Origin of the sequence: Streptomyces sp. NPDC021080, from assembly GCF_044333225.1 — a bacterium.
Taxonomy (GTDB): domain Bacteria; phylum Actinomycetota; class Actinomycetes; order Streptomycetales; family Streptomycetaceae; genus Streptomyces.
On the sequence record NZ_JBIRQM010000011.1, the window covers coordinates 21,677 to 34,638 of the forward strand.

12 protein-coding genes are annotated in these 12,962 nt (G+C 71.7%); 7 read left to right on the forward strand and 5 right to left on the reverse strand.

Going from position 1 to position 12,962, the window contains the following annotated elements; genetic code table 11:
- Position 1 precedes the first annotated feature (1 nt).
- Positions 2-982 carry an NAD(P)-binding protein gene (locus ACH4S8_RS26280; RefSeq protein WP_398398110.1) on the reverse strand — a complete coding sequence of 327 codons (981 nt, stop codon included), beginning with the start codon at positions 980-982 and terminating at the stop codon, positions 2-4.
- Between the two features lie 108 nt (positions 983-1,090).
- Here ACH4S8_RS26280 and ACH4S8_RS26285 point away from each other — a divergent pair, with 108 nt between their 5' ends.
- The 5 genes from ACH4S8_RS26285 to ACH4S8_RS26305 all read left to right on the forward strand — a co-directional run bounded on the left by ACH4S8_RS26285 (position 1,091) and on the right by ACH4S8_RS26305 (position 5,498).
- Positions 1,091-1,897 (forward strand): CDP-alcohol phosphatidyltransferase family protein, encoded by an 807-nt coding sequence (locus tag ACH4S8_RS26285; RefSeq protein WP_398398112.1) that lies wholly within the window; start codon positions 1,091-1,093, stop codon positions 1,895-1,897.
- Positions 1,898-1,978: 81 nt separating this feature from the next.
- Positions 1,979-2,866 (forward strand): DNA-3-methyladenine glycosylase family protein, encoded by an 888-nt coding sequence (locus ACH4S8_RS26290; protein WP_398398114.1) that lies wholly within the window; start codon positions 1,979-1,981, stop codon positions 2,864-2,866.
- A gap of 126 nt (positions 2,867-2,992) precedes the next feature.
- Positions 2,993-4,132 (forward strand): ABC transporter ATP-binding protein, encoded by a 1,140-nt coding sequence (locus tag ACH4S8_RS26295; RefSeq protein ID WP_398398116.1) that lies wholly within the window; start codon positions 2,993-2,995, stop codon positions 4,130-4,132.
- Positions 4,129-4,827: an ABC transporter permease gene (locus ACH4S8_RS26300; RefSeq protein ID WP_398398118.1), complete on the forward strand. Its 699-nt coding sequence runs from the start codon at positions 4,129-4,131 to the stop codon at positions 4,825-4,827. The genes ACH4S8_RS26295 and ACH4S8_RS26300 overlap by 4 nt, the downstream gene beginning before the upstream one ends.
- On the forward strand, positions 4,824-5,498 hold the full coding sequence (locus tag ACH4S8_RS26305) for an ABC transporter permease (RefSeq protein ID WP_398398120.1): 675 nt from the start codon (positions 4,824-4,826) through the stop codon (positions 5,496-5,498). Before ACH4S8_RS26300 ends, ACH4S8_RS26305 begins: the two co-directional genes overlap by 4 nt.
- Positions 5,499-5,714: 216 nt before the next feature.
- Here ACH4S8_RS26305 and ACH4S8_RS26310 read toward each other — a convergent pair whose 3' ends face one another.
- The 4 genes from ACH4S8_RS26310 to ACH4S8_RS26325 are packed head-to-tail and all read right to left on the reverse strand — an operon-like array spanning position 5,715 to position 9,798.
- Positions 5,715-6,287: a GTP-binding protein gene (locus ACH4S8_RS26310; RefSeq protein ID WP_398398122.1), complete on the reverse strand. Its 573-nt coding sequence runs from the start codon at positions 6,285-6,287 to the stop codon at positions 5,715-5,717.
- Positions 6,277-6,708, reverse strand: a complete 432-nt coding sequence (locus ACH4S8_RS26315) for a DUF742 domain-containing protein (protein WP_398398125.1) — start codon at positions 6,706-6,708, stop codon at positions 6,277-6,279. The genes ACH4S8_RS26310 and ACH4S8_RS26315 overlap by 11 nt, the downstream gene beginning before the upstream one ends.
- 58 nt (positions 6,709-6,766) lie before the next feature.
- On the reverse strand, positions 6,767-7,240 hold the full coding sequence (locus tag ACH4S8_RS26320) for a roadblock/LC7 domain-containing protein (protein WP_398398618.1): 474 nt from the start codon (positions 7,238-7,240) through the stop codon (positions 6,767-6,769).
- Positions 7,241-7,242: 2 nt separating this feature from the next.
- Positions 7,243-9,798 carry an ATP-binding protein gene (locus ACH4S8_RS26325; RefSeq protein ID WP_398398127.1) on the reverse strand — a complete coding sequence of 852 codons (2,556 nt, stop codon included), beginning with the start codon at positions 9,796-9,798 and terminating at the stop codon, positions 7,243-7,245.
- Between the two features lie 342 nt (positions 9,799-10,140).
- Between ACH4S8_RS26325 and ACH4S8_RS26330 the strand changes: the two genes are divergently transcribed.
- Complete coding sequence (locus tag ACH4S8_RS26330; protein ID WP_398398129.1) at positions 10,141-11,100, forward strand: glycine betaine ABC transporter substrate-binding protein; 960 nt, start codon at positions 10,141-10,143, stop codon at positions 11,098-11,100.
- Between the two features lie 117 nt (positions 11,101-11,217).
- Complete coding sequence (locus ACH4S8_RS26335; protein ID WP_398398131.1) at positions 11,218-12,834, forward strand: aromatic amino acid ammonia-lyase; 1,617 nt, start codon at positions 11,218-11,220, stop codon at positions 12,832-12,834.
- Positions 12,835-12,962 lie beyond the last annotated feature (128 nt).

Consider the following 12,962-nt stretch of genomic DNA (forward strand, 5'->3'; position numbering starts at 1 on the left):
CTCAAACCTCTTCGTAGGCGACCCGGTGGCACAGGGCGGGTATCGATCCGGAGGCCAGTTTCCCCATCACGCCGGGAAGTTCGCCGAAGGAGCACTCGCCCGTGATCAGGGCGTCGAAGGCCGGTTCGGCGAGAAGTTCGAGGGCGAGCGCCAGCCGGTCCGCGTACGTCCTTCCGGCCCGGCCGGAGGGGGAGACGGAGCCGACCTGGCTGCTGCGCAGGGTGAGACGGCGCGAATGGAACGCTTCTCCGAGCGGCAGGGCCACCCGGCGGTCTCCGTACCAGCTCAGCTCGATGACGGTCCCCTCGTGGGCCAGCAGGCCGAGCGCGAGGTTCAGTCCGGCCTCGGTGGCGCTGGCGTGCACGACCAGGTCGAGTTCGCCCTCGGCGTCCTCGGGGAGCGCGAAATCGACGCCGAGCGCGCGGGCGACGGCACCGCGTGCCGGGTCGGCGTCGACGAGCTGGACGCGTACGCCGGGGAACCGGGCGAGCAGGGCCGCGACCGAGCAGCCGACCATGCCGCCGCCGACCACGGCGATCCGGTCGCCGATCAGCGGGGCGGCGTCCCACAGGGCGTTCACCGCGGTCTCGACGGTGCCGGCGAGGATGGCGCGGGAGGCGGGCACCGACTCGGGCACGACGGTCACGGCGCTCACCGGGACGACGTACCGCGTCTGGTGCGGGTAGAGGCAGAAGACCGTCCGCCCGAGCAGATGCGCGGGTCCTTGCTCCACCCGGCCGACGTTCAGGTAGCCGTATTTCACGGGAGCGGGGAAATCCCCCTCCTGGAACGGCGCGCGCATCGAGGCGTGCTGGTTCTCGGGGACTCCCCCGCGGAACACGAGGGTCTCGGTGCCCCTGCTGACTCCGGAGTAGAGCGTACGGACCAGTACCTCGCCCTCCGCGGGCGCGTCGAGGGTGACGTCACGGAGCTCGCCGTGGCCCGGCGAGGCGAGCCAGAAGGCGCGAGCTGTGAGTTCCATGAGCGTCCTCCTGAACGATTCCGCAGATCTTCACGTACGGAGCAGTGACAAGTCGCGCACACGGTACGCGGCGTTGATCGAATCTGTCATTCGGCCGGAGGATCTGCGGTGGCCCTGAACAACATGTACGGTGCAAGGCTCCCCCAGCAGGAGACCATGGTGGGAGCCGGCGTGCAGCTCCTGGTCCTGGCCCTGCTGGGCACGGCGATCGGGATGGGGCCGGCGGGCTGGCTGACCGGCCTGGTGTTCGCGTTCGCCACCTGGGCGGTGCTCACCCGTGCTCTGCGGCGCACGCAGCCCCGCTCCTTCGGGCCCGCCAACCGGGTCACGCTCGGCCGCGCGATCCTGGTGGGCGGTGTCACCGCGCTGGTCGCGGACTCCTTCGAGAGCTCGCCGCCGGTGAGTCTGCTGGTCGGTCTGACGGCGGTCGCCCTGATCCTCGACGGCGTCGACGGCAAGGTCGCCCGGCGCACCGGCACCTCCTCGGCCCTCGGCGCCCGCTTCGACATGGAGGTGGACGCGTTCCTGATCCTCGTGCTGAGCGTGTACGTCGGGATGTCGCTCGGCCCGTGGGTGCTGCTGATCGGCACGATGCGCTACGCCTTCGTCGCCGCCGCCCGGGTGCTGCCGTGGCTGAACGGCGAGCTGCCGCCGAGCATGGCGCGCAAGACGGTGGCGGCCCTGCAGGGCGTCATCCTGCTGGTCGCGGGCTCCGGGCTGCTGCCGTACGACGTGGAGGCGGCGGCCGTGCTGACGGCGCTGGCGCTGCTGGTGTGGTCGTTCGGCCGCGACATCCTGTGGCTGTGGCGGCAGGGCGGGCAGGGGCTCGTGGAGCCGGCCCGGGAGAACCGCGAGAGCCACGAGCGCGTGCCGTCGCGGGAACTGGTCAGCGCGGGTTCCGCGGGCCGCGCGTAATAGTTGACGGATATTGTCAGGTATCGCCTCCACAGTGGTGCTCACCGACACGGTGAACGTGTCCCGAGCGGGAGGTACGGCATGGCGCGGCACATGGTCGAGTTCGAGGTGGCGGGTCCCTGGTCCCTGGAGAACTGCAGGGAGTTCTGGGAGGAGATGGCGCCCGTGCCGCCCTCCGCGGCCAAGGGCACGGGGGCGGGCTTGCGGACCGTCTTCCACGCCGACGCGGACTGGCGGCAGGTCACGGCCGAGGTGACACAGAGCGGGTCCACCGCCCGGGTCACGGTCGCGGGAGACGGCGATCTGGACGCCGCCGCCGAGCAGGTGCGCCGCTTCCTCTCGCTGGACGTCGACGCCCGCGCCTGGCCCGAGGTCGGCGACCGCGACCCGGTGATCGGCCGGATCCAGGCGAGCCGGCCGGGACTTCGCCCGTGCGGTTTCCACTCCCCTTACGAAGCCGCCTGCTGGGCGGTGCTGACCCAGCGCACCGGGATGCCGGCGGCCCGCGGGATGCGCCAGGACCTCATCTCCGCGTACGGCACCGGCGGCGCGTTCCCGGCGCCCGGGGCCCTGCTCCGCCTGGACGCCGAACTGCCGTGGCGCAAGACCGAATACCTGCACGCCGTCGCACGGGCCGCGCTCGACGGAATGCTCGACGGCGCCCGACTGCGTTCCCTGGAACCGCGGGACGCGATGCGCCAGGTCCAACAGGCCAAGGGACTCGGCGCCTTCGCCGCCGAACTCGTCGTGGTCCGGGGGGCCAACCACCCCGACGTCCTGCCGACCCAGGAGCCCAGGCTCGCGGCGGAGATCGCCGAACAGTACGGGCCCGACCGCGAGTTGACCGAGATCTCGGAGAAGTGGCGGCCGCTGCGCACCTGGGCCGCGCTCCACCTGCGGGTCCTGCGCGGTGAGCGGCTCGGTGTCACGATGACCCGTGCGAGCCGGCCGGGGCGCACCCAGAAATAGCGGACGTACGCACGACATTCACGATCTGTCATGGCCGGGAACGAACATCGACTGACTAGACTACGCACCCTCGTGCACGTGATCGCGCCACGCGCGGGCAAGGCCGTTCCCGAAGGGTTTCGACGCTTGATAGCCATCGAAGATGTCAGCAAGCGATACGCCGACGGCACGGTGGCCGTCGATCGCCTGTCCCTCCAGATACCGGACCACTCCATCACCGTTCTCGTCGGACCCTCGGGCTGCGGCAAGACCACCACGCTCCGCATGATCAACCGCATGATCGAGCCCAGCGGCGGCACGATCCGGGTCGACGGCGAGGACATCCGCACCCGGCCCGTCAACACCCTGCGCCGCTCCATGGGTTACGTCATCCAGAACGCGGGCCTCTTCCAGCACCGGACGATCCTCGACAACATCGCCACCGTGCCCCGGCTGCTCGGCTGGTCCAGGCAGCGCGCCCGCGAGCGCGCGGCGGAACTCATGGAGCGGGTCGGCCTCGACCCGGCCATGGCCCGCCGCTATCCGTACCAGCTCTCCGGCGGCCAGCAGCAACGGGTCGGTGTCGCCCGCGCGTTGGCGGCCGACCCGCCCATCCTGCTCATGGACGAGCCGTTCTCCGCGGTCGACCCCGTCGTACGCCGGGGACTGCAGGAGGAGTTGCTGCGCATCCAGAGCGAACTGGGCAAGGCGATCGTGTTCGTGACCCACGACATGGACGAGGCGATCACCATCGGCGACCGCATCGCCGTCCTGCGCACCGGCGGCAGGCTCGCCCAGTTCGCGGCCCCCGACGAGATCCTCTCGGCGCCGGCCGATCCGTTCGTCGAGAAGTTCCTCGGCTCCGACCGGGGCATCCGCGGTCTGTCGTTCCTGTCCACCCACGAACTCGGACTCGACCGCTCCCGGGTGTTCCCCGTCGGCTCCGACTGGCGGGAGATCGCCGGACGCGCACCCGAGGGAGCGCCCGTGCTGGTCACCGACGCCGGCGGCGAGCCGCTCGGCTGGGCCGACCCCGGCAGCTGGGACGGAGACGTCGAGGCCCTCGAACCGTGCGGCCCGTGCTTCGAGGTGGGCCGTGACTCGCTGCGGGTCGCCCTGGACCGGGCGGTGCTCTCGCCGACCGGCCAGGCGGTCGGCGTCGACGGCTCCGGGAAGGTCCTCGGGGTCGCCGGGCAGGAGACGGTGGCCGCGGCGATCCGGTCGGCCCGGCGGCGACGGGCCGCGGACGCCCCGCAGGGGGCGCCGGCGGTGAAGGCCGGGCGATGAACGGGTTCTTCGACATACCGAGCGACCTCCAGCACAGCTACGGCGGTCTGATCGCCATCCATCTGCAGGAGGCGCTCGTCCCCGTGCTGGCCGGCCTCCTGCTGGCGCTGCCGGTCGGCCTGTTGTGCGTCCACTACAGCTGGCTCTACGCGCCGGTCCTGTGGACCTCGACCGTGCTCTACGCGATCCCCTCGATCGCCTTCTTCGTCGTGCTCATCGACTACACCGGGCTCAGCCAGCTCACGGTGATGATCCCGCTGTGCCTGTACAGCCTGGTCGTGCTCGTCCCGGCGGTGGTCGACGGGATCCGCTCGGTTCCCGAGGAGACGAACGCCGCCGCCTCGGCGATGGGCATCGGCCTCGCGCGCCGTTACTTCCAGGTGCAACTGCCCATCGCCGTACCGGCGATCATGGCAGGACTGCGGGTGGCCACGGCCTCCAGCATCAGCCTGGTGAGCGTCGGCGCGCTGATCGGCAACCAGGGCGGGCTCGGAAACCTGCTGACCACCGCCCAGTTGTACGGCCGTCCCCGGCTCGCGGTGACCTCGGTGGTCACCATCGCCGTCCTCGCGATCGTGATCGACGCCCTGCTGGTCCTGCTCCGGCGGCTCCTCACCCCCTGGCAGCCGCCGTCCGGCCGCGCCGCCGGGCGCTCCGGGGCCACCCCCGCGCGCACCGCGGAGGGCGCCTCGTGAACGTACTGAACTTCATGCAGTCCTTCTTCGGCGACGGCTCCCACTGGCACGGCTACGACGGCATCCCGCAGCGCGTGTGGGAGCACGTCCAGTACACGGCCGCGGCCCTCGCGATCGCCTCGGCCATCGGGCTGCCGATCGGCCTGGTCACCGGGCACACCGGGCGCGGCGGCAACGCGCTGGCCTTCCTGTCCACCGGAGCCCGCGCACTGCCGACCTTCGGGCTCCTGGTCCTGATGTTCCTCTGGCTCGGCCTCGGCATCGTGCCGGTGATGATCCCGCTCGTGGTGCTGGCGGTCCCACCGGTCCTCATCACCACCTACGAGGCGATCCGCGCCGTGGACCCCTCCCCCGTCGACGCGGCCCGCGGCATGGGCATGCCGGAGGCGCGGATCCTGTTCCAGGTCGAGGTCCCGGCGGCGCTGCCGCTGATCCTCAGCGGGCTGCGCTCGGCGACGGTCCAGATCGTCTCGACGGCCACGATCGCGGCCTACGTCTCCCTTGGCGGGGTCGGCCGGTACATCCTGGACGGCCTGTACCAGCACGACTACGAGAAGGTGGTCGGCGGAGCCGCTCTCACGGCCGTTCTCGCGCTGCTCGTCCTCATGCTGTTCTGGGCCGTGGGCCGGGTGGCGGTCTCCCCGGGAGTACGCAGGCGCCGGGCGGCGTAGGGCCACGCGCACGGACGACCACCCTGCGGGGACGGCTTCGAGCCGTCCCCGTCCGCGTCGCTCGGCCCCGCCGGACGAGGAACGGGCGGGTACCCCCGGCCGTGCCGAGGCACGGCCCGAGCCGTTCGTCGGACACCGCCCTCGACCACACCCGCCGGACCGACGGGGTGCGGGTCTCGGCCGCCGGGAAGGCCCCGCGGCCCCGGGGAGGTGTGATCAGCCTTCGGCCCTGGCCAGAGCATGTTCGAGGACGACGAGCAGCGCGTCCCGTACGGATCCCCGGTCGCGTGCGTCGAAGACGGTCAGCGGCACATGGTCGGCGACGTCGAGGGCCCAGCGTACGTCGTCCAGATCGTGTTCGACCTTGCCGTCGAAGGCGTTGACGGCCACCGCGAAGGGGATGTCGCGGTGCTCGAAGTAGTCGACGGCCGCGTAGCAGTCGTCCAGGCGCCGGGTGTCGACGATGACGAGTCCGCCGAGCGCGCCCTCGACGAGGTCGTCCCACATGAACCCGAACCGCTCCTGGCCGGGGGTGCCGAACAGATAGAGCTTCAGGGTCGGGTCGAGGGTGACACAGCCGAAGTCCATGGCGACGGTCGTCGTCACCTTCTCCGGGGTGTGGGTGAGGTCGTCGACACCGGCGGCGACCGAGGTGATGGACGCCTCGGTGGTCAGCGGCTCGATCTCGGAAATGGCCCCCACCGTCGTGGTCTTGCCCACGCCGAAGCCGCCCGCGATCACCATCTTCACCGGCAGCGGCGGCCGGGGACGCCCGTCGTCATCCCTCATGGATCGCGCCCCGGGAGTCGGGGACAGCTCGGAGACCATCGATCACCCTTCGCAGAACAGTGGCATCGCGGTTGGAGCGGGCCTGTGGCGCGTACAGGGCCAGTTGGCCGTCGGCGCGCAGATCGTCGGCGAGGACCCGGACCACATTCAAGTGCATCCTCAGTCTCGCCGCGATCTCCGCGAGCGACTGCGGCTCGCGGCAGACCGTGATGATGTCGCGGTGCTGGTCGAAGACGAAGCGGTCCAGCGTCGCCAGTCCCGCATTGGTGGCCACCACCTGTGTCTCGATCGGTATCGGCGGAACGAGGCTGTCCCCGCCGGCGATCCGCCCCGCGGTCAGCAGGAACGGCCGGACGACCGAGGCGGGGCGCTCCGCACCCCACGCGCCGTCACCGCCGGCCAATGGCTCGCCGGACGTCATCACGTCCTCCCCCTTCGGTTCGCGGCGCGTCACCGGTCATGTGACGCGCCGTCGGACATCACCCGGCCGGTGCGATGCCCACGGTTCGCTTCAGTTCCATCACCAGCTGCGGACTCAGCACCGCACCGGCCCGGTTGGCGAAGAGGGTCATCTCGTAGGCGATGTTGCCGAGCTTCGCCTCCTTCGAGGCGACCACTCCGAGGACCGCTCCGGCGCCGAGCGAGGACACCAGCACATGCCCTTCCTCCAGGTCGATGATGACCTTGTTGAGGCTGCCGAGGCCGTAGTTGCCGGAGGCTCCCATGGCGAGGCTGGTGATGCCGGAGACGATCGCCGCGAGCCGCTCGGAGTCGGCCTGGCCGCGCAGTTGGGAGACCGCGATGAGCAGTCCGTCGGAGGAGACGCCGATCACGTCGACGACTCCGGCCGTCTCGGTGGCGAACCGGTTGAGCAGCCAGTTGAAGTCGGCCGCGGCGGTCTTCACGTCCGCCGCGGGTTCCGCTGTCCGGGACTCGGGCCCGCCTGTCCACATGGTCACGTGCTCATGCCTTCCGGGGAAGAGGGTCTTCTGTTCTGGGTGTGGGTCCCGGCCGGGCCGTCGGGTCTGCCGCCCGGTCGGGTCACCACGGTCGTGCGGTCCTCGGCCGCGCTCTCACGTTCGGCCCGCAGGACGGCGGCCTCGAACTCGTCGAGTTCGGAGCGTGCCGCCTCGGCGTCCGTGGGTTGCCAGGACGGCGGCCTGCGGTGGGTGGGCGGTTCCGTGGGGCGGGGCAGCCGGCTCGACGCGGTGGCGGCCGACAGGGTCGCCCCGCGCACCCTGCGGCGCAGCGGACCGGCCTCGCCGGTCCGTCCCGGGCCGATGGGTACCGGCTCGGGTCCGGCACCGGGCCGGGTACCGCCGTGCGTCGTCGCGTGCTCGGCACCGGTGTCCGCCGCCTCCGAACGGCGGGCGTGACCGGGGGACTCGGCGGTCCTGGACCAGGCGGGCACCCTGCGGGGCAGGCCCGAGGGGCCGGGCGGCGTCTCGACCCGTGCCTTGCGCGGCTCACTCGGACCGGAGCGGCGCGCGGGCGGCTCGATCCGCGGGGCCCGCGCGGCGACGAAGTCCGGGTCACCGGGCACGAGGTGGACCGCGGGCACCGCGACGGTGGCGGTGACACCACCGCCCGGGGTGCGGGACAGCGCGACCTCGATGCCCCAGCGCCGGGACAGACCGCCGACCACGAACAGACCGAGGACCTCGGTCGGCGCCAGGTCGAGGCGCTCGCGCCGGATCAGCCGGGCGTTCTCCTGCTCCAGCCGCTCGGGGCTCATGCCGAGTCCGTGGTCGATGATCTCGACGAGGGCTCCGCCTCCTTGGTGGCGGGGCCGCAGGACGACTTCGACGCCACTGGTCGCCGGGGAGAACATCACGGCGTTCTCCAGGAGTTCGGCGAGCATCAGGGTCAGATCGCCGACGATGTCGGGGACGACGGTGACATCGCCCTCGGCGTGCGGGGTGACGCGCTGATAGCCCTCGATCTGGCCGAGCGCGGCGCGGACGACGTTGCTGAGCCGCATCGGTTCGGTGTTGAGACCGGTCTCGCTGATCCCGGCGAGCAGCATGAGGCTGTCGGCGTTGCGCTGGAGACGGACGGCGATGTGGTCGATGCGGTAGAGCCGGTCGAGCACCTCGGGGTCGGTCTCACCGCGCTCCACCGAGTCGATCAGGGCGAGTTGACGGGCCGTCAGGTTGCTGACCCGGCGGCCGACGTTGCCGAACATCTCGGCGATGTTGCGCCGGCTGACGACCTGGCGTGCCAGCAGCGCGCCCGCGGTGACCTGGACCTGGTTGAACGCCTCGGCCAGTTCACCGATCTCGTCGCGCACCGGCACGGGAACGGCCTCCAGCCGCGGCGGGCTCGCGTCGTCGGCGTCGTCGTCCGCGACGCGGGCGAGCTCGCTCTTGGCCGCGCCGGCCACGTGCTGGGCCGCCGCCGTCAGGGTGCGTACGGTCCGCACGACGGAACGCCGGGTCAGCACGGAGAACATCAGCCAGGCGGCGAAGGCGGCGAGGATGCCGGCGATCAGCCAGACCACCCGCCACCAGGCGGCGTTCGACGCGGACTGGGCGTTCCCGGCGATGCCGCCGATCAGTGACTGGACGATCTTCAGCCGGTTCTCGGCCTGCCGCTCGTAGGTGGGCCCGGCGCGCAGTGCCTCGCCGAGCGCGGCCCGCAACTGCGCGGCGTCCTCGGCGACCAGTGCTCCGGGGTCGACCTGGAGCGTGGCCCAGTGCTGGGCGATGACGCTCTGGTACGGGCTGTGCTCGATCCCGGCGAGGTCGGTGCCCTGTTCGGGGCCGGCGGACCGGGTGAACCGGTCGGCCTGGTAGGTGTACTGGTCGTAGTCGCCGACGGCGGCGGTGAACTCGATGAGCGCGTTGGCGTCGCGGGTGCGGGCGGCGAACACGCTGGTCTCGAAGGAGGCGTGGGCGGTGTCGGCGCGCAGCAGCGCGTCGAGCAGACTGCCCGCGGACGAGGAGGACTCGCCGCCCGAGCGGCCGAGACCGAGGCCGTCGATGAGACCCTCGATCACCGATCCGTACGCCGGGTCGATGTTGTCGGCGGGTATCGGCCCCTGCTCGACGGTCTCGCGGAGGCTGTCCAGGCCTTCGAGTTCCTTCAGCGCCTGGGCCTCGCCGTCGGGCAGCCGGTCGCCGTAGACGGCCCGGACCGCCGCGATGCGGGTGTCGACCTTGTCCTGCGCGGCCAGATAGGCGGCGGTGTCCGGCGCACTCTTCGCCGAGCCGGCGGCCTCGTAGCGCAGGGAGACCAGGAGTGCCTGCCGGTGCTCGGTCTGCACGGCGTCGATGAGTTTCGTCACCTGCACGCTGTCGCGCACGAGTCGGGCGGTGTCGGCGGCGGACCGGGCCCGGCCGATCTCACCGGAGACGACATAGGCGAGCATCACGGAGATGACGGCGAGCGGCACGATCACCAGAACATTGAGTTTCCGGCGGAAAGGCCAGCGGTCCAGCAGAGATGGTGTCCGGCCGGTCCCGAGAGCAGTGGACGGCTGCCCCGGGGCGGCCTTTCTGTGCGCGGGCACCCAACCTCCTTGACTTCATTCCCCGTTGGCAGCCCAAAAGCGGGCCTGCGTGGATCAATGGTCACGAGCGAACGCGATCGGGCCGACAAGTGGAAGGGGGCCCTCGACGCGGCCAACACTAGCGGCTGCCGTCGGAGTACGGCCATGATCAACCTAAAAGTGGCACGCCAGGACGCCTGATTCGCTCCCCTTTCGGTCACGTTGCGCCTACGGGCTGAAGCTGTACGGTCCCCTTCAGTGATCTATTCGTGTCTTGACGGTAGTTGAGGCGGCTCGATTGGATCGTCAGGACCGTCACCCGCGCCCACCAGCCCCCACCGCCCCACCGATTGCCAAGTCTGGATGACCAACGTGACCATCGCCAGAAGCACTCGAACCTCCGCAACTTCCGCTGTTTCCCTGCTGGTTGTGGCCGCCGCCGCGCTGACGGGCTGCGGCTCCTCCGACAACTCCGACAGCAAGGACCCGTTGCAGGGCGACGCCGCCAAGGCCGGTACGGTCGTTGTCGGTTCCAACAACTTCCCCGAGAGCATCCTGCTCGCCGACATCTACGGCGAGGCCCTCAAGGCCAAGGGAATCAAGGTCAGTTACAAGCTGAACATCGGCAGCCGCGAGACCACGTACGGTCTGATCAAGAACGGTACGATCACGGTCCTTCCGGAGTACAACGGCGCGCTGCTCGCCTACCTGGACGCCAAGGCCGCGCCGGAATCCGTCGACGAGACCGACCAGGCCATCTCGGCCAAGCTCGACTCGAAGCTGTCCCTGCTGGAGCCGTCCAAGGCCGAGGACAAGGACGCGATCGCCGTGAACGAGGAGACGGCCAAGAAGTACAACCTCACGGCCAAGTCGACCATCAGCGACCTCGCCGCGGTGGCGAAGGACATGGTCATCGGGGGGTCTCCCGAGTTCCAGACCCGGCAGCAGGGCCTGAAGGGCCTGAAGTCCGTGTACGGTCTCGACTTCAAGAGTTTCAAGGCACTGGACGCGGGCGGCCGGCTCACCGTGACGGCGCTGCAGAAGAACAACATCCAGGCCGCGGACGTCTTCACGACGGACCCCACCATCAGCAAGAACAAGTTCGTCGTGCTGCAGGACCCGAAGAACCTGTTCGGATTCGAGAACGTGACTCCGCTGACCTACCGGAGCGGTCTGCCGGCGGCCGGAATCGCGGTCCTCAACGACGTCTCGACGAAGCTCGACACCGACACCCTGGTGAAGCTCAACGGCGACGTGCAGAACGGCAACAAGGACCCGCTGGACGTGGCCAAGAACTGGCTGGCCTCGGCGGGACTGAGCTGACGCCGGGGCCGGCGGCCGGCTGACAGGTGCCCGCGGGCCGGGAGGCCGTCCTCCCGGCCCGGCTCCCGGCGAAGACGGCGACGGCAAGGGCACACGGCTGAGGAGTGAACGTCCGGCATGCTCGAGCGCACGGCCGCCGCCACCGGTGGCCCGGCCACCGCACGCCCGGCCACGGGGAGCGCGCCGACCGGTGCGGCTCTCGACGGCCGGGGTCTCGATGCCGCCACGGTGGCCGAGGTCGCCGACGGAGCGGCACCGCCGGCCCTGTCCCCGGCGGCACTCGAGGCCATGGAACGCACCCGGCTGGCGGCGCACCGGCTGGCGGCGGAGGGCGCCCGCGTCTACGGACGCAGCACCGGCGTGGGAGCACACCGGGGGCTGGCCGTCGAGGAACACGACGGCGCGGGCCACGATCTGCGGCTGCTGCTGAGTCACGCGGGCGGTGCGGGCGAAGCCCTGCCCGCACGCCAGGTCCGCGCGATGATGGTGGTGCGGACGAACCAACTCCTGTCCGCGGGCTCGGGTCTGCGCCCCGAGGTCGCCACGGCCGTCGCGCGGGCGCTGCGGGCGGGAGTGCATCCCCGCGTCCCCGAGTACGGGTCCGTGGGCACCGGTGATCTGACGGCGCTGGCCCAGCTGGGGCTCGCCCTCTTCGGGCACGGCACCTGGATCCGGGACCGGACGGCCTCCGAAAGCCGCTTCCGCGACGGCCTGTCGCCCGAGCATCCGTTCCCCGAGCGCCTCCCCCTGCAACGCGGCGACGCACTGGCCCTGTTGAGCAGCAACGCCCTCACCCTCGGGCAGTCCGCGCTCGCCTGGCACGACCTCGGGGTCCCGTTGCGCGCCGCACACGTCGTGGCCGCGCTCTCCCTGTACGCGGTGGACGGCTCCCTCGAACCGTACGCACCCGAGGTCCACGCGGCCCACGCGCACCCGGCGACCGGCCGGGCGGCGGCCCGTGTCCGGAGACTGCTCGGCGGAGCGGCCGACGGCCCGACAACCCTGGCCGGGCTGCCGGCCGACGTGCCGCCACGGGTGCAGGACCCCTTCGGCTTCCGGTGCTTCCCGCAGGCCCACGGCCCCGCGATGGAAGCGTGGAGCGGCCTGGAGCGGGTTCTGTCCATCGACCTCAACTCCGCCACCGAGAACCCCCTCATCGGCTGGGACGACCTCACGGGCGCTCCCGTCGCCCGGCACCACGGCGGCTTCTTCACCGCGCCGCTCACCCTCGCGCTCGACCAGCTGGGCCTCGCCGTGCTCGGCACGGCCCGGCTCTCGGCGGCCCGGCTGTCCGCACTCGGCCGCCCCGAACTGACGGGACTGCGCTCGTACCTGGCCGACTCGTCCTCGGCCGGGTCCGGGATGATGATCCTGGAGTACACCGCCGCCGCGGCCCTCGCCGAGATACAGGCGTGCGCCACCCCGGCCGCGCTCGGGCATGCGGTGCTGTCCCAGGGCATGGAGGAGGCGGCGACCTTCGCGACCCAGGCGGCCCGCAAGGCGCTGCGGACGGCGGGACCCTACCGGCTGGTCCTGGCCTGCGAACTCGTCGCCGCCGTACGGGCGTTGCGCCTGCGGGGCACTGCGCCCGCGCCCGGAACCCCCGCGGGCCGCGCCTACCTCCGCGCGGCGGCGGCACTGGACCCGGACATGCGGGACCGCCCCCTCACGGACGACGTGACCGCGGCCGCGGCCCTGCTCACCGAGTTCGCCGAACCCGGCGGCGACGCGTGAGGACCCGGGCGCCCGGGCGGGAGTCTGCGCGGTCCCCGGCCGCCCTCGGACCGGCCTCCTTCGGCCCCGCCTCTTTCCGGCCCGTCCCCTTCGAGTCGCGCACGTGTGGGAGACCTTCGCCATCGCCC

Coding starts and splice junctions, on each gene's coding strand:
- ACH4S8_RS26280 (WP_398398110.1), bottom strand. CDS start 982: ATGGAACTCACAGCTCGCGCCTTCTGGCTCGCCTCGCCGGGCCACGGC.
- ACH4S8_RS26290 (WP_398398114.1), top strand. CDS start 1,979: ATGGCGCGGCACATGGTCGAGTTCGAGGTGGCGGGTCCCTGGTCCCTG.
- ACH4S8_RS26300 (WP_398398118.1), top strand. CDS start 4,129: ATGAACGGGTTCTTCGACATACCGAGCGACCTCCAGCACAGCTACGGC.
- ACH4S8_RS26310 (WP_398398122.1), bottom strand. CDS start 6,287: ATGAGGGATGACGACGGGCGTCCCCGGCCGCCGCTGCCGGTGAAGATG.
- ACH4S8_RS26315 (WP_398398125.1), bottom strand. CDS start 6,708: ATGACGTCCGGCGAGCCATTGGCCGGCGGTGACGGCGCGTGGGGTGCG.
- ACH4S8_RS26320 (WP_398398618.1), bottom strand. CDS start 7,240: ATGTGGACAGGCGGGCCCGAGTCCCGGACAGCGGAACCCGCGGCGGAC.
- ACH4S8_RS26330 (WP_398398129.1), top strand. CDS start 10,141: ATGACCAACGTGACCATCGCCAGAAGCACTCGAACCTCCGCAACTTCC.
- ACH4S8_RS26335 (WP_398398131.1), top strand. CDS start 11,218: ATGCTCGAGCGCACGGCCGCCGCCACCGGTGGCCCGGCCACCGCACGC.